At 51.6% G+C, this 20,067-nt stretch carries 18 protein-coding genes; 6 read left to right on the forward strand and 12 right to left on the reverse strand.

Going from position 1 to position 20,067, the window contains the following annotated elements; genetic code table 11:
• The first annotated feature begins 8 nt into the window (after nt 1–8).
• Nucleotides 9–1,979, forward strand: coding sequence for a glycoside hydrolase family 127 protein (locus QUE34_RS21635; protein ID WP_103253771.1), 1,971 nt, complete (start codon nt 9–11; stop codon nt 1,977–1,979).
• 129 nt (nt 1,980–2,108) lie between these two features.
• Here the strand turns inward: QUE34_RS21635 and QUE34_RS21640 are convergent, their stop codons facing one another.
• The gene (locus tag QUE34_RS21640) at nt 2,109–2,849 is read right to left on the reverse strand and encodes a MipA/OmpV family protein (protein WP_000906829.1); all 741 of its coding nucleotides are present in this window, start codon (nt 2,847–2,849) and stop codon (nt 2,109–2,111) included.
• A 123-nt stretch (nt 2,850–2,972) separates the two neighbouring features.
• Between QUE34_RS21640 and QUE34_RS21645 the strand changes: the two genes are divergently transcribed.
• Nucleotides 2,973–3,947: a LysR family transcriptional regulator gene (locus tag QUE34_RS21645; RefSeq protein WP_105268600.1), complete on the forward strand. Its 975-nt coding sequence runs from the start codon at nt 2,973–2,975 to the stop codon at nt 3,945–3,947.
• Here QUE34_RS21645 and QUE34_RS21650 read toward each other — a convergent pair.
• The gene (locus tag QUE34_RS21650) at nt 3,944–5,080 is read right to left on the reverse strand and encodes an HlyD family secretion protein (RefSeq protein WP_000364885.1); all 1,137 of its coding nucleotides are present in this window, start codon (nt 5,078–5,080) and stop codon (nt 3,944–3,946) included. The two genes, QUE34_RS21645 and QUE34_RS21650, sit on opposite strands and share 4 nt — an antisense overlap.
• A 5-nt stretch (nt 5,081–5,085) precedes the next feature.
• Nucleotides 5,086–5,409, reverse strand: coding sequence for a DUF3302 domain-containing protein (locus QUE34_RS21655; protein WP_000478193.1), 324 nt, complete (start codon nt 5,407–5,409; stop codon nt 5,086–5,088).
• Nucleotides 5,410–5,591: 182 nt separating this feature from the next.
• Here QUE34_RS21655 and QUE34_RS21660 point away from each other — a divergent pair, with 182 nt between their 5' ends.
• Nucleotides 5,592–5,906, forward strand: coding sequence for a hypothetical protein (locus QUE34_RS21660; protein ID WP_001064341.1), 315 nt, complete (start codon nt 5,592–5,594; stop codon nt 5,904–5,906).
• Here the strand turns inward: QUE34_RS21660 and QUE34_RS21665 are convergent.
• The 9 genes from QUE34_RS21665 to QUE34_RS21705 form a co-directional block, all read right to left on the reverse strand.
• Entirely contained in the window at nt 5,903–6,313 is a 411-nt protein-coding gene (locus QUE34_RS21665; RefSeq protein ID WP_000499744.1) for a type II toxin-antitoxin system HicB family antitoxin, read from the reverse strand. The two genes, QUE34_RS21660 and QUE34_RS21665, sit on opposite strands and share 4 nt — an antisense overlap.
• Nucleotides 6,314–6,329: 16 nt before the next feature.
• On the reverse strand, nt 6,330–6,515 hold the full coding sequence (locus QUE34_RS21670; RefSeq protein WP_000833473.1) for a type II toxin-antitoxin system HicA family toxin: 186 nt from the start codon (nt 6,513–6,515) through the stop codon (nt 6,330–6,332).
• 277 nt (nt 6,516–6,792) lie between these two features.
• The gene (aldB, locus tag QUE34_RS21675) at nt 6,793–8,331 is read right to left on the reverse strand and encodes an aldehyde dehydrogenase AldB (RefSeq protein ID WP_000183976.1); all 1,539 of its coding nucleotides are present in this window, start codon (nt 8,329–8,331) and stop codon (nt 6,793–6,795) included.
• A gap of 200 nt (nt 8,332–8,531) precedes the next feature.
• Nucleotides 8,532–9,683, reverse strand: a complete 1,152-nt coding sequence (gene yiaY / locus QUE34_RS21680) for an L-threonine dehydrogenase (protein ID WP_000741504.1) — start codon at nt 9,681–9,683, stop codon at nt 8,532–8,534.
• 189 nt (nt 9,684–9,872) lie between these two features.
• Nucleotides 9,873–11,717, reverse strand: coding sequence for a selenocysteine-specific translation elongation factor (gene selB / locus QUE34_RS21685; RefSeq protein ID WP_103253770.1), 1,845 nt, complete (start codon nt 11,715–11,717; stop codon nt 9,873–9,875).
• Complete coding sequence (gene selA, locus QUE34_RS21690) at nt 11,714–13,105, reverse strand: L-seryl-tRNA(Sec) selenium transferase (protein WP_103253769.1); 1,392 nt, start codon at nt 13,103–13,105, stop codon at nt 11,714–11,716. Before selA ends, selB begins: the two co-directional genes overlap by 4 nt.
• Before the next feature lie 97 nt (nt 13,106–13,202).
• Entirely contained in the window at nt 13,203–13,811 is a 609-nt protein-coding gene (locus QUE34_RS21695; protein ID WP_000779792.1) for a glutathione S-transferase, read from the reverse strand.
• A 70-nt stretch (nt 13,812–13,881) separates the two neighbouring features.
• Nucleotides 13,882–15,018 (reverse strand): HlyD family secretion protein, encoded by a 1,137-nt coding sequence (locus QUE34_RS21700; protein ID WP_000364939.1) that lies wholly within the window; start codon nt 15,016–15,018, stop codon nt 13,882–13,884.
• A 2-nt stretch (nt 15,019–15,020) separates the two neighbouring features.
• Entirely contained in the window at nt 15,021–15,383 is a 363-nt protein-coding gene (locus QUE34_RS21705; protein WP_103253768.1) for a DUF3302 domain-containing protein, read from the reverse strand.
• Nucleotides 15,384–15,919: 536 nt separating this feature from the next.
• Here QUE34_RS21705 and mtlA point away from each other — a divergent pair.
• From mtlA to mtlR, 3 genes are all read left to right on the forward strand, one after another.
• Nucleotides 15,920–17,833 (forward strand): PTS mannitol transporter subunit IICBA, encoded by a 1,914-nt coding sequence (mtlA, locus tag QUE34_RS21710; protein ID WP_000093252.1) that lies wholly within the window; start codon nt 15,920–15,922, stop codon nt 17,831–17,833.
• Between the two features lie 498 nt (nt 17,834–18,331).
• Nucleotides 18,332–19,480, forward strand: a complete 1,149-nt coding sequence (gene mtlD / locus QUE34_RS21715; RefSeq protein ID WP_000645420.1) for a mannitol-1-phosphate 5-dehydrogenase — start codon at nt 18,332–18,334, stop codon at nt 19,478–19,480.
• Nucleotides 19,480–20,067, forward strand: a complete 588-nt coding sequence (gene mtlR, locus QUE34_RS21720) for a mannitol operon repressor MtlR (RefSeq protein WP_000228261.1) — start codon at nt 19,480–19,482, stop codon at nt 20,065–20,067. The genes mtlD and mtlR overlap by 1 nt, the downstream gene beginning before the upstream one ends.

The raw sequence follows: 20,067 nt of genomic DNA on the forward strand, positions 1-20,067 counted from the left end.
AGCACAAGATGAACATTTCGGAAGTCGATCTGCATAAACTGACGGTCAGCGATCCGTTCCTCGGTCAGTACCAACAACTGGTCCGCGACGTGGTGATTCCTTATCAGTGGGATGCCTTGAACGATCGTATCCCAGAAGCGGAACCCAGCCATGCGATTGAAAACTTTCGCATTGCCGCAGGACTGCAAGACGGTGAATTTTACGGGATGGTGTTTCAGGACAGCGACGTCGCCAAATGGCTGGAAGCGGTAGCCTGGTCGCTGTGCCAGAAGCCGGATGCCGAACTGGAAAAAACTGCTGACGAGGTAATCGAACTGGTCGCTTCCGCCCAGTGCGAAGATGGCTATCTCAATACTTACTTTACGGTAAAAGCGCCCAAAGAACGCTGGAGCAATCTGGCGGAGTGTCATGAACTTTACTGCGCCGGTCATCTGATTGAAGCCGGAGTCGCCTTCTTCCAGGCCACGGGCAAGCGGCGCTTGCTGGAAGTGGTTTGCCGTCTGGCCGATCATATCGACAGCGTATTTGGTCCAGGTGAAAGTAAGTTACACGGTTATCCTGGTCACCCGGAAATTGAACTGGCACTAATGCGCCTGTATGAAGTGACCGAAGAGCCGCGCTACCTGGCGCTGACGAACTATTTTGTCGAACAGCGTGGTGCGCAACCGCACTATTACGACCAGGAATATGAAAAGCGCGGGCAGACCTCGCACTGGCACACCTACGGCCCGGCGTGGATGGTGAAAGACAAAGCCTACAGCCAGGCACATTTGCCCATCGCACAGCAGCAAACCGCCATTGGTCACGCGGTACGTTTTGTCTACCTGATGACCGGCGTCGCGCATCTCGCGCGTTTAAGTCACGATGAAAGCAAGCGTCAGGACTGCCTGCGGCTGTGGAACAATATGGCCCAGCGTCAGTTATATATTACCGGCGGCATTGGCTCACAAAGCAGCGGCGAAGCGTTCAGCAGCGATTACGATCTGCCGAATGACACGGTATACGCCGAAAGCTGTGCTTCCATCGGCCTGATGATGTTCGCCCGGCGAATGCTGGAAATGGAAGGCGACAGTCAATATGCCGATGTGATGGAGCGCGCACTGTACAACACCGTGCTCGGCGGCATGGCGCTGGATGGCAAACATTTCTTCTATGTGAATCCGCTGGAAGTACATCCAAAATCGCTGAAATTCAACCATATCTACGATCACGTTAAGCCGATCCGCCAGCGTTGGTTTGGTTGCGCTTGTTGTCCGCCAAATATCGCCCGCGTGCTAACCTCGATTGGTCATTATCTCTACACGCCGCGTGAAGATGCGTTGTATATCAACATCTACGCAGGAAACAGCATGGAAGTGCCGGTAGAAAATGGCACGCTGCGTCTGCGGGTTAGCGGAAACTATCCGTGGCAGGAACAGGTGACAATTGCGGTTGAATCGCCCCAGCCGGTGCGTCATACGCTGGCTTTACGTCTGCCGGACTGGTGCACACAGCCGCAGATTACATTGAATGGGGAAGAGGTCGAGCAGGATATTCGTAAAGGGTATTTGCACATTACCCGCGAATGGCAGGAGGGCGACACGCTGAATCTGACGTTGCCAATGCCGGTACGTCGCGTTTACGGTAACCCGCTGGTGCGTCACGTCGCCGGAAAAGTGGCGATTCAGCGCGGCCCGCTGGTGTATTGCCTGGAACAGGCCGACAACGGCGAGTCACTGCATAATCTGTGGCTGCCCACCGATGCGCCATTTACGACATTTGAAGGTAAGGGATTGTTCAGCCATAAGATCTTAATCCAGGCACCGGGTTACCGGTATGAACAGAGCTATCCAGAGCAGCAACCGCTGTGGCATTACGACAGCGCGCCAGCCAAACGCCAGCCGCAAACTCTGACATTTATCCCGTGGTTTAGCTGGGCTAACCGGGGTGAAGGCGAAATGCGGATCTGGGTGAATGAGGAAAAGCATTGCCATCCGTAGGTTGGATAAGGCGCTCGCGCCGCATCCAACGTAGGGTGCACATTGCCTGATGCGACGCTTAACGCGTCTTATCAAGCCTGAAGGTCAGTGCGAGAGCGTAGGCCAGCCGCACCGACATCCACCGGTAAATTAAAAACGCCAGCTCACGCCGGTGACAAAGGTAAAACTCTCATTACGATCAATCATCGGGCTGTCGGTAATCTCTTCCGGCAGCTCGCTGTATCCGGCACTCGCCATCAATACGATGTGCTCTCCTATCGGGTATTTTGCCGTCAGGCTGACATAGGGCACCCAAGCATCCTGCGCGGAATAACTTGCCAGACCGCTACGACGGGACTCACTCTCTGAAATGCCATAGTAATAGTCACTGAAATTCTCGTCATAATAGAGAACGCCCAGTGCAGGTGTCAGCGACAGGCGACCTATCTGCATTTTGTGAAATACCGATAGCTCCCCCACCCAGCCGTTGCTGTTATCCAGAACGTCCGCAGCCGCAGAGGCTTTCACGGTTCCCCAACGCTCGTGGTGATACCAGGCAACCCCCGCCATAGCCGTACTATCACGCTTATCAAGCTGTTGCATGGCATGATCGTCATTATCTGCAGGGTCAAATTCCAGCGGCATCCAGGATGCGGTCAGGCTAAGTTCATTTTTTTCACTTTGCGACAGAATAAAACCTAACGTGGTCTGACGAACATAAAAAGAATCACCTTCATAACTAATCAGCGGAATTGCCTTTGTATTTTCATTATAACCACGATAAGGCGATTCATTATAAGCTGCACCAGCACCAATGGATAATTCAGAAGCAGTAGCGCTTGCCATAAAAGGCAACGTAAATAACGCTACAATATTGCGGTTAATTAACATGTCCGGTATTCCATTTTAAAATAAGATAAAAAAGAGTCGGCATAATAATGCTTACAATTTCTCCGGTGCAAGATTCATATTTATATAGTAATATATAAAATTATATATAATTGGGCTGTTGCGATGACAAAATTACAACTTAAGTACCGGGAGTTAAAAATTATCTCGGTAATCGCTGCCAGTGAAAATATCAGCCATGCCGCGACTGTACTTGGATTCGCACAGGCCAACGTCAGCAAATATCTTGCTGATTTTGAATCAAAAGTAGGTTTAAAAGTCTTTGACCGAACCACCCGGCAGCTGATGCTCACACCTTTTGGTACCGCGCTGTTACCGTACATCAACGACATGCTGGACAGAAACGAGCAACTTAATAATTTTATTGCAGATTATAAGCATGAGAAACGTGGTCGGGTCACCATCTACGCCCCAACCGGCATAATTACCTATTTATCCAAACATGTTATCGATAAAATTAAAGATATCGGTGATATCACCTTATCGCTAAAAACCTGCAATCTTGAGCGTAATGCCTTTTATGAAGGTGTCGAATTTCCCGATGATTGTGATGTTTTAATCAGCTATGCTCCACCAAAAGATGAATCGCTGGTTGCCAGTTTTATTACGCAATATGCCGTAACCGCTTATGCCAGTCAGCGCTATCTTGAGAAACATCCCATTAGCCGTCCTGACGAACTCGAACATCACTCCTGTATTTTGATCGACTCGATGATGATCGACGACGCGAATATCTGGCGCTTCAACGTCGCCGGGAGTAAAGAGGTGCGGGATTATCGCGTGAAGGGAAATTACGTTTGCGACAACACGCAATCGGTGCTGGAGCTGGCACGAAATCACCTGGGGATTGTGTTTGCGCCAGACAAAAGTGTGCAGAGCGACCTGCAAGACGGCACGCTGGTGCCCTGCTTTCAGCAACCGTATGAATGGTGGCTGGATCTGGTGGCTATCTTCCGTAAACGGGAATACCAGCCCTGGCGGGTCCAGTATGTGCTGGATGAAATGCTGCGTGAAATTCGCCACCAGCTTGCTCAGTCGCAGCAACTGCGGCCTGAACAAGCGGCGGAAAGCGAAGATTAATGATCGAGATAAAGGTAATGCACCCAACTGGTCATGCGTAACAGCACTTTGCGCATCACCGAGACATGGCTGAAATGATCAGAGTAAACCGCCACCTGGGCGTAAATACCGTCTGGTAAAGCGCTCAACTCAGTGTGCTCATCCAGTTCAATGGTCGCGATAACGCCATCTGAACCCGGTGCTGTGTTTAACGTCTGTAAGGTGCCGGTCGACTGATAAGCTCCGCCGGGAACAGCTGGGCTAATGGCTGCCAGCTTACCGCTGAATACCTTACCTGGCAGAGCATTAAACACCACTTCCGCATCATCGCCGGGAGCCAGTCGCAGCAAGGAGTTCTGACGGAACTGCGCCACAATTTGTCGTTTCTGATCGGGTATAAACACCATCACAGGACGTAGCGGCAGCGATGCGGCATAGGTACCCGGACGAATCAGCACTTGGGTCACATAACCATCGCTCGGCGCACGCACTATCGTCTGCTCAAGGTTATATTTTGCTTCCGCGAGCTGCGCTTTCAGGCTGGCGATTTGAGAATGTTCACCCAACACCAGGCTATCCAGCTGGCTCTGGATCTGTTTTTGTTCCGCCGCCGATGACTTTACGGAGGCTTCCTGCGCCAGATAATTTTGCCGCGCCACATCAATATCGCGTTCTGAAAACGGGTTTACTTTCGCCTGGCTGCCGCGTGCGTAACGCTGGTACTCTTTAGCGAATTTATCCCGCGTGGCCTTTGCCTGCTGAGTATTCGCCGCCATCTCATCTAACTCTGCGCCCAACGCCCGCTGTTTATGTTCTGCGGTAACGATATCCGCCATCAGCCGATCCACCCGCGCCTGATAACGCGTCGGGTCCAGTCGAAATAGCACCTCACCTTTTTTAATCAGCGTATTTTTCTTGTCCGTCACTTCGATCACCACGCCTGTCACCTGCGGGACAACAGGAATAGAAATAACCGCTTTTTGCGCTTTAAAGGTATACGGATGGTTATAGTTCATTAACAGAATTAGACCGCTGACAATAAATATGCCACCCAGGGCCGCGGTGGGAATGGTCCATTTATTTACAGGAATTTTGAAGATCTTAAACATTGCCCATGCGAAAGCCACATAGGTCAAAATAATCAGTAAATCCATAAGTATTACTCGGCAGAAGAGGATTTGATGTCGGCGAGCTGTTTCTCCAGCCCGGCAATACGCTGTTGTAGTTGCACAACGGAGGAGTCATGGTTTTGCATTCCCCATCCCCGCTCCGGGCGGTAAAGCGTGGCCCAAATCCACAAAAATGGCCAGATAACATGCAGCGTAAAAAGACTCACCCAACCAGCAACATGAATGGCGTCGGCATGAGGATGATTACGTTTTTTAGCAATCAGGTAGGGAATATCATGTAAAATAATAATCCCATAGAATATCACCAGAAATACAAAAATAAGCACTCCCAGTGCAAAATAGTCCAGGAACATATTTCCCTCAGAGAATATAAAAAAGAACAATTAACGCATATTATGAAATGCCATGATGCAGTGCAATTTCCTTATTTATATAACGACATATTGTTTTTTATATACTTTCTGAAGTGTGCTACCTGGCTTTTCAACAGGTCGAGGTTTATCATATTGAAATAATGGAACTATTGACCAAACTAATGAATAACCCCAGTAAAACATCCACAGTACAGATAAAGCGTATTAAACCTTCAATTATCTACCGTTTATTGCTGATTGGCCTCGGAACACCAATGGTGATTTACGGTCTGGTTTGCGGCGTTTTAGGCATGTTTGGCTACGATCAGGTGAGATGGAACGACACCGTGATCCACGGCCTGCTGGCCCTGCCTGCGGGATTGCTTGCAGGCCTGTCAGTCAGTGTGTTCCTCACCGTGGTGATTGGCACCATCGCTTGTTTTGGTCTGTGGCTGTACAGCCTGGTCCGCCCGCTCACCATCGAAACGCGAGATTAAACGCCCGGCAATACACGCCGGGCAGCTTCCGCCAGAAACGCACTTCTGTTGGCGTAGTCTGGGTTATTGCGCACGTAGGTATCAATCTTGTTCAGTAATCTTTTCGGCATCGTAATATTGATACGTTCAGCCCGACCTTCGAACTGATTCATATTGATATCCACCAGCAACCATTGCCCGCCAATAAAGTCCTGCGCACGCTGGACCAGATGTGTTTCCACAGAGCCTGGAAGCGGCAACTCTTCATTCATCTCGCATAAGGTTTCGAAGTGCGCGACCAGTGCACTTCGCGCATCCTGGAAAGCGTTGTCCAGCGTATCACCAGCAAAATAACAGCCTGGAACATCAGGGAAAAAACCGCTGGCGCTGCCGTCAGGATCACTGTGGATATAGGCGGGATAAAACATATTGCCTCCTGAAATTTTAAAATGTTAAACCAGCCTGACGCCCAATTTGCGCCAGCGTACCGGGCTTAATATCTTTTTTAGGGTGCGGAACCGTCACCAGACCCGGATGGACAGGGTGGCGGAACTGATGATGACTACCACGGGTTCGAATATGTTCCCAGCCATGCTGCTTCAGGATGGCGATCACGTCTGCACTTTTCACATCCCTGCCCTTCCATGATTATACACACGATACACACACACTTAGCAATAACAATCACGATAGCGCGATTTATATGGGCCGTCAGGGAGATAAAGTTGACTCAGGAATGCCGTTCGGAAGAAGAATAACGGTGTGCAGTAACTTGTTGAAAAGATGCGAGGAGACTCGTAATTAAGTTCAATCAATATTCAGTCATTCAAGACGTAGACATTTGAATTGGTAAAACGCGAAAGCGTCGCATCAGGCAATGAATACCCGATGCGACCAGCTTCTTACATCAGAACAGCCCCAACGGTTTATCTGAGTAGCTCACCAGCAGGCACTTGGTTTGCTGGTAATGCTCAAGCATCATCTTATGGGTTTCGCGCCCGATACCCGACTGCTTATAGCCACCAAACGCCGCATGTGCCGGGTAAGCGTGATAACAGTTGGTCCACACTCGCCCGGCCTGAATGCCGCGCCCCATCTTATAGGCCAGATTACCGTTGCGGCTCCAGACACCAGCCCCCAGACCATATTGCGTGTCGTTCGCCAGCTCCAGCGCCTCATCCATCGTTTTGAAGGTGGTTACCGCCAGCACCGGACCAAAAATTTCTTCCTGGAACACGCGCATATTGTTCTGACCAAACAGAATCGTCGGTTCGAGGTAGTAGCCGTCTTTCAGTTCGCCTTCCAGCAGCTTGCGCCGCCCACCGGTGAGCACGTCTGCGCCCTCTTTTTTACCGATATCAATGTAGTTAAGGATGGTTTCCAATTGCCCGTGAGAAACCTGCGCGCCCATTTGCGTCACGCTGTCGAGCGGGTTACCGCTACGAATGCTTTCGACACGGCGGATGGCGCGTTCCATAAAGCGTTCGTAGATAGACTCCTGCACTAAAGCACGGCTTGGACAGGTGCAAACTTCGCCCTGGTTAAAGGCAAACAGTGCAAAGCCTTCCAGCGCTTTATCGAAAAAGGCATCTTCTTCATCCATCACATCAGCAAAGAAGATATTTGGCGATTTGCCGCCCAGCTCCAGCGTCACCGGAATAATGTTTTGCGTAGCGTATTGCATAATTTGTTGGCCCACTTCCGTTGAGCCGGTAAACGCCACTTTAGCGATGCGTTTCGAGGTCGCCAGATATTCGCCAATTTCCCCACCAGCACCGTTAACCACGTTCACCACGCCCGGCGGCAGTAAATCACCAACGATTTCCATTAGCAGCAGTACAGAAAGCGGGGTAAGACGTGCGGGTTTCAGCACCACACAGTTGCCCGCCGCCAGCGCGGGAGCCATTTTCCAGCTCGCCATCAACAGCGGGAAGTTCCACGGGATAATCTGCCCCACCACGCCTAACGGTTCGTGGAAGTGATAAGCCACGGTTTCGCTATCCACTTCGCTAATACCGCCTTCCTGCGCCCGAATACACGAGGCGAAATAGCGGAAGTGGTCAATCGCCAGCGGTACATCAGCAGCACTGGTTTCGCGAATGGGTTTGCCGTTATCCCAGGTTTCAGCCGTCGCTAAAAGTTCGAGGTTCTGCTCCATTCGATCGGCAATCTTAAACAGAATCGCCGCGCGATCCTGCACCGAAGTATGCGCCCATTTATCTTTCACTTTATGCGCAGCATCCAGCGCCAGATCGATGTCTCGTTTGCCCGAAGACGCCACTTCGCACAGTAGCTGCCCGGTCACCGGCGTCAGGTTCTGGTAATACTCGCCGTCGGCAGGGGCTACCCATTCGCCGCCAATAAAGTTGTCGTAGCGGGCTTTTAACTTGAGGGGGAAACCATACTCGCCGGGCTTAATCTGTGCTGAAGGGGGATTATTGGTCATGATCGTCTCCTTGCGGTGTGAGGTATAACAAGGGTAGACGTGACTGGCGAAATCTTCGCCAGCTGGTGATAGCTTTACGACGGCTATCACGAATTTACGGGCAAGGATTACAGAGATAACTAAAACTCTCTCAAAAATCGCAAATTTTGAGAGAGTTGAAAAAATGGCTGACAATTAGCCAGCCATTGTGGGAATGATGATTACATCGCCGCGCGATAAATCGCCACAATTTCTTCGTGAGTTGCCTGAATCGGGTTAGTAAAGCCGCAGGCATCTTTCAGGGCATTGGTCGCAAGTACCGCGAAATCTTCTTCTTTCACGTTCAGGTCACGCAAGCCTGCCGGGATATTCACTTTCTTCGCCAGTTCACGGATGGCATTGATGCAGGCTTCTGCACCTTCCGCGTCGTTTTTACCTGTCACGTTAACACCCATCGCGGCAGCGCAGTCACGCAAACGTGCAGCAGCGACTTTACTGTTGAATACCTGAACGTGCGGCAGCAGAACGGCGTTACATACACCGTGCGGCAGATTGTAGAAACCACCTAACTGGTGCGCCATCGCATGAACATAACCCAGAGACGCATTGTTGAACGCCATACCCGCGAGGAACTGAGCGTAAGCCATTGCTTCGCGCGCTTTCTCATTGCTGCCATCTTCAACGGCTAAGGGCAGGTTTTCGGCAATCATAGTCACCGCTTTCAGTGCGCAAGCGTCGGTGATCGGCGTGGCGGCAATAGACACATACGCTTCGATAGCGTGCGTTAAGGCATCCATACCCGTTGCAGCGGTCAGTGACTTCGGCATACCGATCATCAGCGAGGAGTCATTGACAGAAAGCAGCGGAGTGACGTGCTTATCCACAATCGCCATTTTGATGTGACGTGCTTCATCGGTGATGATGCAAAAACGGGTCATTTCTGATGCCGTACCCGCCGTGGTGTTGATGGCGATCATCGGCAACTGCGGTTTTGCAGAGCGGTCAACGCCTTCATAATCGCGGATGTCACCGCCGTTGGCTGCAACCAGCGCAATACCTTTTGCGCAGTCGTGTGGAGAACCACCGCCTAAGGAAATCACGCTATCGCAATTATTTTCTTTAAGTAATTTCAAACCTGCAGCGACGTTTTCCGTGGTGGGGTTAGGTTGGGTGCCATCATAAATAACGCTAAAAATATTGCGTTCTTCCAGTGCTTTTTGCACATCACCCGCCATACCCAATTTCGTTAACATATTGTCGGTGACAATTAAGGTACGGGTAAATCCATAATCTGCCATCATATTCATTGCATCATTCAATGAATCAGCGCCGATAACATTCACGGAAGGAATAAAAAAGGTTGAAGCTGCCATAATACACTCCTGAAAGAGTAAAAAAGGGCCGGCAGCTTACTGAGGATTTTCATTTGAAAATATGATCAACATTACCGTTTATTAAAATATTTTTAATAAAAAGCACGTTACATTCATCAAATAACGTGCTTCCTTAACATTAATAAGAACTTTGTATTAATTCATATTTATTATGAATTAATCATTCCCTTATTTTTCCGGAAATAATAATGCGTCGCGCAATAAATGATCATTTCCACGACGCCGCGTAAAGCCAATGCGGTCAAAATATTCCAGGATTTGAATTGCCAGCTTTCGGCCTACGCCTAAGCGATCGCGGAAATCCGCCGCGCAGGTTGAACCACATTCCTGATCGAGATCGCGGATCATATTGGCAAACTCGACAATCCGATCGTTACGGTAATAACGATCTTTAACGATCGCGGTAATTATCCCCTGCTGCGCCGCCTGGCGTAGCGTCAAACGCATTGCCTGCTCGTCGGTTCCCGTCTCTTTTGCCAGGTCACGCACCCACCACGGCTCGTCACCAAACAGCGGCTCCGCTTTTTGCCAGATGGCCTGCTGCTCTTCGCTGAAGCCCGCTTTATGATCCGGCAGATGCAGCCAACCGTGATGACTGAGGATGTCGCCGCTTTCGCGCATCTTTTCAATCAGCAACAGCACCAGCGCTTCATCTTCCATTGGCAACGCCATGCGCCGCAGACGCTCGCGCCCAGGACCTGGTTCATCGCGATGCTGCTCATGATAAGTCGCCAGGGTATCGAGAATTTTACGCTGCCAACGAGCGGCAACCGGTGCATTCAGCAAGCTGTAACCGGCCTGAATATAGCCCGGTTGCTGCAGCAGTTCACGCATCCCTTCGCCGTTGAGCTGGCGCGCCCAAGCGAAATCAGCAAGGTTAACCGCTCCGCGTTCCAGATGAATAGCTAACGCATCGGCATCGCTCTGCGCCTGTGCAAGAGACTCCAGCCATTGCAGATATTCCGGCTTACGTTTACCGCGACGCGGCGGGTTAAGCATCACCACGCGCGCCCCCGCCAGCGTGTTGCGGGCCGAGATATCGCGTAGCACTAAGCGATCGTTATCTGCCAGCCACAGCGGCGTGTCGAACACCAACTCGGCAAGGTTATCTTCCAGCAGCGAAACGCGTCCCGTAACGTGGCTGGCGGCGTGGTGAATATGCAGCGGCTGCCACTGGGTCAACGGTGTATGAGTTTGAAGCTCGACTATCACCCGCGTAAACGGCTCCGGCGGCGCATCGGCAAGCAACCAGTCCCCACGGTTAATCTGTTCTTTTTCCGCATCACCCGCGATGTTAAGCGCAATACGCTGCCCGGCATGAGCTGCATTTGTTGGCTGATTTTGCGCATGCAGCGCACGCACGCGCATCGGTTTATTTACACCAGTCAGCCAGAGTGAATCGCCTACCTTCACTTCCCCACTTAACGCCGTACCGGTGACGACCAGCCCGGCACCTTTTACGGTAAAAGCACGGTCGATAGCGAGGCGGAAGCTATGTTGGCTGGCGTGTTCACGTTCTGGTAACTGAAGCAGATGCTCGCGCAGGGCATCAATTCCCCGGCCTTCGGTTGCTGCGGTGATAAACAGTTTTGCCTCAGCAAAACCGTATTCCCGCAGCACCTCCTTTACCTGGCGTTCAACCTCATCAACACGCGCTTCGTCCACGCGATCGGCTTTGGTCAGCGCCACTGTCAGCATCGGGTTACCGGTCAGCTGCAAAATCGCCAGATGCTCACGAGTCTGTGCCATCACGCCGTCATCGCACGCCACCACCAACAGCGCGTGATCGATACCCCCGACGCCCGCCAGCATGTTGGAAAGAAACTTTTCATGACCGGGAACGTCGATAAAACCCGGAACACGACCATCCGGCTGCGGCCAGTAGGCATAGCCGAGATCGATGGTCATGCCGCGCTTTTTTTCTTCCGGCAGACGGTCGGCATTTACGCCAGTAATCGCCTGCAATAAGGTTGTTTTGCCGTGGTCAACGTGTCCGGCAGTCGCAATAATCATTTCAACAACATCTCCAAAAACCGTTGCTCATCTTCAAGGCAGCGTAAATCCAGCCACAATCGTCCGTCATAAATACGACCAATCACCGGCACTGGTAATTCACGCCAGCGGGCGGCTAATGACTCAAGGTGGCTACCGCGTCCATCATGGGGTGTAAACGTTAATGCCGCGCTCGGCAGGCGATCAACCGGCAGCGAACCACTGCCAATCTGCGAAAGACATGGCATAACCTGTACCGCAAACTCCGCGCCGTAATGTGCGGCAAGGGGGGCCTGTAAACGTTGTGCCTGGATTTGAATGACCTCTGCGCTGCGGGTAAGCAGACGCAGAGTCGGTAATTTTTCACTCAAAGCTTCAGGGTGTAAATAAAGACGCAACGTGGCTTCCAGCGCCGCGAGGGTCATTTTATCCGCGCGTAATGCACGCTTCAGCGGATGGCTTTGCAGGCGGGCAATCATCTCTTTTTTACCAACAATAATTCCTGCCTGCGGTCCGCCTAACAGCTTGTCGCCGGAGAAGCTCACCAGACTGACGCCCGCCGCAATCAACTCCTGCGGCATTGGCTCTTTCGGCAAACCGTACTGGCTAAGATCGACCAGCGAGCCGCTGCCTAAGTCAGTCACTACGGGAACATCCAGCTCTTTGCCGAGCGCCACCAGTTCAGCTTCATCTATCGCTTTGGTGAACCCCTGAATGCTGTAGTTACTGGTATGTACTTTCATCAACAGAGCGGTATTTTCATTCACCGCCTGACGATAATCATTAGTGTGCGTGCGGTTGGTGGTCCCCACTTCGTGTAGTGTGCAGCCTGCCTGGCGCATAACATCGGGAATACGAAACGCACCGCCAATCTCCACCAGTTCGCCGCGAGAAACCACCACCTCTTTCCCGCTGGCAATGGCCGCCAACATCAACAAGACCGCCGCCGCATTGTTATTAACGATACAGGCATCTTCCGCCCCCGTAATACGGCACAGCAGCTGCGCCAGCGCCCGATCGCGATGTCCGCGTCCGGCGTCATCCAGATCGTATTCGAGGGTTACTGGCGAACGCATAGCCTGCGCAACAGCCTCCACCGCGGCTTCCGCCTGTAAAGCTCGCCCAAGGTTGGTATGCAGCACGGTTCCCGTCAGGTTGATCACCGGACGCAGCGCGCTTTGCGCCTCTTTCGTCAACCGGGCATCAACTTCTTGCGCCCAGTTTTCACACCACGCGGGTAGCGTCTGGTTGTCACGAATCACTTCTCGCGCTTCGTCAAGCATCTGACGCAGCAATTCCACCACGCGGGTGTGACCATAAGTATCACGCAAAGAAAGGAAGGAGCTATCGCGCAATAAGCGATCAATAGCCGGAAGTTGACTATAGAGGGAACGCGTTTCGGTTGTCATAGGAAACCTGGTTGATCAAGGCCCTCTCACACGGAGAAGGGCGTTTAACATAACCACGGATTGTAACGTGAGATGGGTCAGGAGGACATATCGCGCATCAAGCCTTTGGCGGTTCGGTGCGAGCAAAACTTTCGCGGCTAAACAGGTTTTCGACCAGTTTGACTAAGTGTGGGCGGTCGACACACCAGCCTGGCGCAACGCGGCGGAAATTGAGATATCCGACGGCACAGGCAATGGCGATAGTCGCCAGATTGACCGTATCGGTTTTGAGCGTGCCATCGACCAGATATCCTTCCAGCACATCCAGACTGCGGTTGATTTTCTCCCGCTGGCGTAACAATTCATCTTCAGACTGCTGCGCCGCCGGACGTGCCTGTTCACGCACCGATACCAGCCCGGCATCCATAATGCCATCCGCCAGCGCCTCAATTTTGCGCACTCGCAACGACTCCAGCGGATCGCGCGGCAACATCGCCGGAGCGACATTCATTAATTCAATATATTCAGCGATGATCGGCGAATCAAACCAACATTCGCCCTCTTCAGTCACCAGCACCGGCACTTTCCCTAACGGGTTAAATTGCGCCACGCCGTTGTCCGCGTTATAGGGCAGTTCATTAATAAATTCGAAAGTTATGCCCTTTTCTAACAACAGAATAGAAAGTTTGCGTACAAACGGGCTGGTGTAGCTACCGACGAGTTTCATGCCGAGTCCTTTGTGCGAGGAAAAATATCAGTATGGCTCAGGCTCGCGCAAAACACAGGTGATACAAGTCTCAATGATCCAAATAAAGATAATGCATCCAACTGGTCATTCTTAGCAGCACCTTCCGCATCACCGAAACATGGCTGAAATGGTCGGAGTAAACTGCCACCTGGGCGTAGATGCCGTCGGGTAAAGCATCGATATCATCGTTAGGGTCCAGTTCAATGGTTCCCAGCACACCGTCCGTGCCGGGCACGACCGTTAATGATTGCAATACCCCTTGCGCCTGATACGAACCGCCTGGCACGACAGGTAAAATACTAGTCAGTTTGCCGTGGAACACCTGCCCAGGTAGCGCGTTAAACACCACTTCCGCATCATCGCCGGGTTTCAGACGTAACAGCGAGTTTTGCCGAAATTGGGCGACAATTTGCCGTTTTTGCTCAGGGATGAAAACCATTACCGGACGCAACGGCAAGGCAGCTGCGTATGTACCTGGGCGGATCAGCACCTGAGTGACGTAGCCATTGCTCGGCGCGCGAATGACGGTCTGCTCAAGGTTATATTTCGCTTCGGTAAGCTGCGCCCTTAAGCTGACAATCTGCGACTGCTCACCGTTAACCATACTGTCGAGCTGGCTCTGGATTTGCGCCTGTTCCGCCACCGAGCCTTTCACCAGCGCATCCTGCGCGAGAAAATTCTGCCGCGCATCGTCGATATCACGTTCTGAGAACGGATTTACCGCCGCTTGGCTGCCTTTCAGGTAACGTTGATAATTTTTAAACAAGCGGTCACGCTCCGCTGAAACCTGGGTGGTATTGGCTTGCGCTTCAGTGAGCTGCGCGCGCAGTGTCTTTATATTATGCGTCGCCGTCATCAGGTCAGCCTGAAGTCTGTCGACTCGCGCCTGATAACGTACCGGGTCGAGCTTAAAAAGCACCTCGCCCTTCTGAATGAGCTGATTATTCTTGTCAGTGACTTCAGTCACGATCCCCGTCACCTGTGGCGTGATGGGAATAGCAATCACCGCTTTCTGTGCGGTAAAAGTGTAAGGGTGGTTGTAGTTCATCAACAAAATCAAACCACTCACCAGAAACACGCCTCCCAGCGCCGCCGTCGCCAGCGTCCACTGATTTACCGGAATGCGGAAGATTTTAAAGACCGCCCACGCCAGCGCCACGTAAGTTAAAACAATCAATAGATCCATATTTAGATCTCCGGGAACGTGGAATAGTCAGTCTTTTTCTCGGCGGCGAGTTGATGCTCCAGCCGGGAAATTCGGTCAGAAAGTGCGGCGATTTCCGGGTCAGTCGCTTTCTCCTGCGACGCAACATGTGACTGCATACCCCAGCCACGCTCCGGTTGATAGAGCGTCGCCCAGATCCACAGGAACGGCCAGATAACATGCAGAGTAAACAGGCTCACCCAGCCCGCCGTATGAATAGCGTCGGCATGGGGGTGATTGCGCTTTTTGGCAATCAGATAAGGGATGTCATGTATCGCGATGATTACATAAAAAATCACCAGAAAGACGAAGATCAGCACTCCCAACGCGAAATAGTTTAGAAACATATCTGCCTCGGATTCACGTTTATCGGTGTTGTTTTTTGGCTGGCAGCCAGAAGGGAGTCAGGCTGATATTTTGACAATAATTCGGGTTCGCGATTCTCGCCATAACACCAAAGAATAATTTTTAGAGGTGATGAGTTGCTTAGTTACATAACGATTTTATGACGAAGGCATAACATGCTGCAGATCACATCAGGTGAACGCCGTAAGAAAATATCTTGTGATTCAGATCACAAAGATTCAACAAACCAACAAAACAAAAATGTGACATTACTCACATTTAAATGCCATTTTTAGCGAAAATCGCCGTCTTGTTGCTTTTTTACACAAGTATTTTGTGATGCACATCACGTCAATTACCTCTCTACCCCCTATATTTATGTGACCGATATCACACAAAAAGCCGTCGACTGGACAGTTAACCGATTCAGTGCCAGATTTCGCACTATCAACAAGGTCCGGCTACCTCTGCCGCCACATTAACAAAAAACCTCGGGCTTCCAGCCTGCGCGACAGCAAACATAAGAAGGGGTGTTTTTATGTCATCCGATATTAAGATCAAAGTGCAAAGCTTTGGTCGTTTCCTCAGCAACATGGTGATGCCAAATATCGGCGCGTTTATCGCGTGGGGTATCATCACCGCGCTATTTATTCCAACAGGGTGGTTACCGAACGAAACGCTGGCGAAGCTGGTCGGGCCGATGATCACTTATCTCCTGCCACTGCTGATCGGTTATACCGGTGGTAAGCTGGTAGGCGGCGAACGTGGCGGCGTAGTCGGTGCCATCACTACAATGGGCGTTATCGTCGGCGCAGATATGCCGATGTTCCTCGGTTCTATGATTGCAGGTCCGCTGGGCGGCTGGTGCATTAAGCACTTCGACCGCTGGGTAGACGGTAAGATCAAATCCGGTTTTGAGATGCTGGTGAATAACTTCTCCGCAGGCATCATCGGGATGATCCTCGCTATTCTGGCGTTCCTCGGCATTGGCCCGATTGTTGAAGCCCTGTCCAAAATGCTGGCTGCGGGCGTTAACTTCATGGTTGTCCATGACATGCTGCCGCTGGCGTCTATCTTTGTTGAACCGGCGAAAATCCTGTTCCTCAACAACGCCATTAACCACGGTATCTTCTCGCCGCTGGGTATTCAGCAGTCCCATGAACTGGGTAAATCCATCTTCTTCCTGATTGAAGCTAACCCAGGTCCGGGTATGGGTGTTCTGCTGGCGTACATGTTCTTTGGTCGTGGTAGCGCTAAACAGTCTGCGGGCGGTGCGGCAATCATTCACTTCCTGGGGGGTATCCACGAAATCTACTTCCCGTATGTGCTGATGAATCCGCGTCTGATCCTGGCCGTTATCCTCGGTGGTATGACTGGCGTATTCACGCTGACTATCCTGGGCGGTGGTCTGGTTTCTCCGGCATCTCCGGGCTCTATCCTTGCGGTACTGGCGATGACACCAAAAGGTGCTTACTTCGCTAACATAGCGGGTGTGTGTGCGGCGATGGCAGTCTCCTTCGTTGTCTCTGCCATTCTGCTGAAAACCAGCAAAGTGAAAGAAGAAGATGACATTGAAGCAGCAACGCGTCGTATGCAGGACATGAAAGCTGAATCTAAAGGCGCATCTCCGCTGTCTGCTGGCGATGTGACTAACGACCTGAGCCACGTCCGTAAAATCATCGTTGCCTGTGATGCCGGTATGGGTTCCAGTGCGATGGGCGCAGGTGTGCTGCGTAAGAAAATTCAGGATGCAGGTCTGTCGCAGATTTCTGTTACTAACAGCGCGATCAACAACCTGCCGCCAGATGTGGACCTGGTCATCACTCACCGTGACCTGACCGAACGCGCTATGCGCCAGGTTCCGCAGGCACAGCATATTTCGCTGACCAACTTCCTCGACAGCGGCCTGTACACCAGCCTGACCGAACGTCTGGTTGCTGCCCAGCGCCATACTGAAAACGAAGTAAAAGTGAAAGACAGTCTGAAAGACAGCTTTGACGATTCCAGTGCTAACCTGTTCAAGCTAGGCGCGGAGAACATCTTCCTCGGTCGCAAAGCGGCCACCAAAGAAGAAGCGATTCGTTTTGCTGGCGAGCAGCTGGTGAAAGGCGGTTACGTTGAGCCGGAATACGTTCAGGCGATGCTGGATCGTGAAAAACTGACCCCGACTTATCTGGGTGAGTCCATCGCGGTACCGCACGGTACGGTTGAAGCGAAAGATCGCGTACTGAAAACGGGCGTGGTGTTCTGCCAGTACCCGGAAGGCGTGCGCTTCGGTGAAGAAGAAGATGACATTGCCCGTCTGGTGATTGGTATTGCTGCCCGTAACAACGAGCACATTCAGGTTATCACCAGCCTGACCAACGCACTGGATGATGAGTCCGTCATCGAGCGTCTGGCGCACACCACCAGCGTGGATGAAGTGCTGGAACTGCTGGCAGGTCGTAAGTAATCCAATCCCACCTCTCCACATGGAGAAGGTGGGGCTTATTGCCTGATGCGCTACGCTTATCAGGCCTACAAAACAAAGCGCAGTTTGTTGAATTTGCACGTTCTTGTAGGCCGGATAAGGCGTTTACGCCGCATCCGGCGCGGCCCCTCTCCACATGGAGAAGATGGGCTAATTGCCTGATGCGCTACGCTTATCAGGCCTACAAAAACAAAGCACAATTTGTTGAATTTGCACGTTCTTGTAGGCCGGATAAGGCATTTACGCCGCATCCGGCGCGGCCCCTCTCCACATGGAGAAGATGGGCTAATTGCCTGATGCGCTACGCTTATCAGGCCTACAAAAACAAAGCACAATTTGTTGAATTTGCACGTTCTTGTAGGCCGGATAAGGCGTTTACGCCGCATCCGGCGCGGCCCCTCTCCTCACGGAGAGGGTTTGGGTGAGGGAAAAGCCTCACCCCAGCCCTCTCGGGTAAAAACATTGATGAAGGTTAATACTATGAAAGCATTACATTTTGGCGCAGGTAATATCGGTCGTGGCTTTATCGGTAAACTGCTGGCAGACGCAGGTATCCAACTGACGTTTGCCGATGTCAATCAGGTGGTACTTGATGCCCTGAATGCCCGTCATAGCTATCAGGTTCATGTAGTCGGTGAAACCGAGCAGGTAGATACCGTTTCTGGCGTCAATGCTGTCAGCAGCATTGGTGATGATGTCGTTGATCTGATTGCTCAGGTTGATTTAGTCACTACCGCCGTGGGCCCGGTTGTGCTGGAACGTATTGCTCCGGCAATCGCCAAAGGGCTGGTGAAACGTAAAGAACAAGGTAATGAATCCCCGCTGAACATTATCGCCTGTGAAAACATGGTACGCGGCACCACGCAGCTGAAAGGCCATGTGATGAACGCCCTGCCGGAAGACGCCAAAGCGTGGGTCGAAGAACATGTTGGCTTTGTGGACTCTGCCGTTGACCGCATCGTACCGCCTTCCGCTTCGGCAACGAACGATCCGCTGGAAGTGACAGTCGAAACCTTCAGCGAATGGATTGTCGATAAAACCCAATTCAAAGGTGCACTGCCGAACATCCCAGGCATGGAGTTAACCGACAACCTGATGGCATTTGTTGAGCGTAAACTCTTCACCCTGAATACAGGTCATGCTATAACCGCGTACCTCGGAAAACTGGCAGGTCATCAGACCATTCGTGACGCAATTCTCGACGAGAAAATCCGCGCGGTAGTAAAAGGGGCGATGGAAGAAAGTGGCGCTGTACTGATCAAGCGTTACGGTTTTGACGCGGACAAACATGCGGCGTACATCCAGAAAATCCTTGGTCGTTTTGAGAACCCGTATCTGAAAGACGATGTAGAGCGCGTAGGCCGTCAGCCGCTGCGTAAACTGAGTGCTGGCGACCGTCTGATCAAGCCACTGCTCGGAACGCTGGAATATGGTCTGCCACATAAAAACCTGATTGAAGGTATTGCCGCTGCAATGCACTTCCGCAGTGAAGATGATCCGCAGGCTCAGGAACTGGCAGCACTGATTGCCGACAAAGGCCCGCAAGCCGCACTGGCGCAGATTTCCGGCCTTGATGCTAACAGCGAGGTTGTATCCGAGGCGGTAACCGCTTATAAAGCAATGCAATAATGGTGGACCAGGCGCAGGACTCCCTGCGCCCGAATAACAGATTGTCAGATATGCAGGCAACAATGGAACAAACCCAGGCCTTTGAAAACCGTGTGCTTGAGCGTCTGAATGCTGGCAAAACCGTGCGAAGCTTTCTGATTACCGCCGTCGAGCTTTTGACCGAGGCGGTAAATCTTCTGGTGCTTCAGGTATTCCGCAAAGACGATTACGCGGTGAAGTATGCTGTAGAACCGTTACTCGACGGCGATGGCCCGCTGGGCGATCTTTCTGTGCGTTTAAAACTCATTTACGGGTTGGGTGTCATTAACCGCCATGAATACGAAGATGCGGAACTGCTGATGGCATTGCGTGAAGAACTAAATCACGACGGCAATGAGTACGCCTTTACCGACGACGAAATTCTTGGCCCCTTTGGTGAGCTGCACTGTGTGGCGGCGTTACCACCGCCGCCACAGTTTGAACCCGCAGACTCCAGTTTGTATGCAATGCAAATTCAGCGTTACCAACAGGCTGTGCGATCAACAATGGTCCTTTCACTGACAGAGCTGATTTCCAAAATCAGCTTAAAAAAAGCCTTTCAAAAGTAA

This window comes from Escherichia sp. KS167_9B (assembly GCF_030295215.1).
Lineage (GTDB): Bacteria > Pseudomonadota > Gammaproteobacteria > Enterobacterales > Enterobacteriaceae > Escherichia > Escherichia coli_F.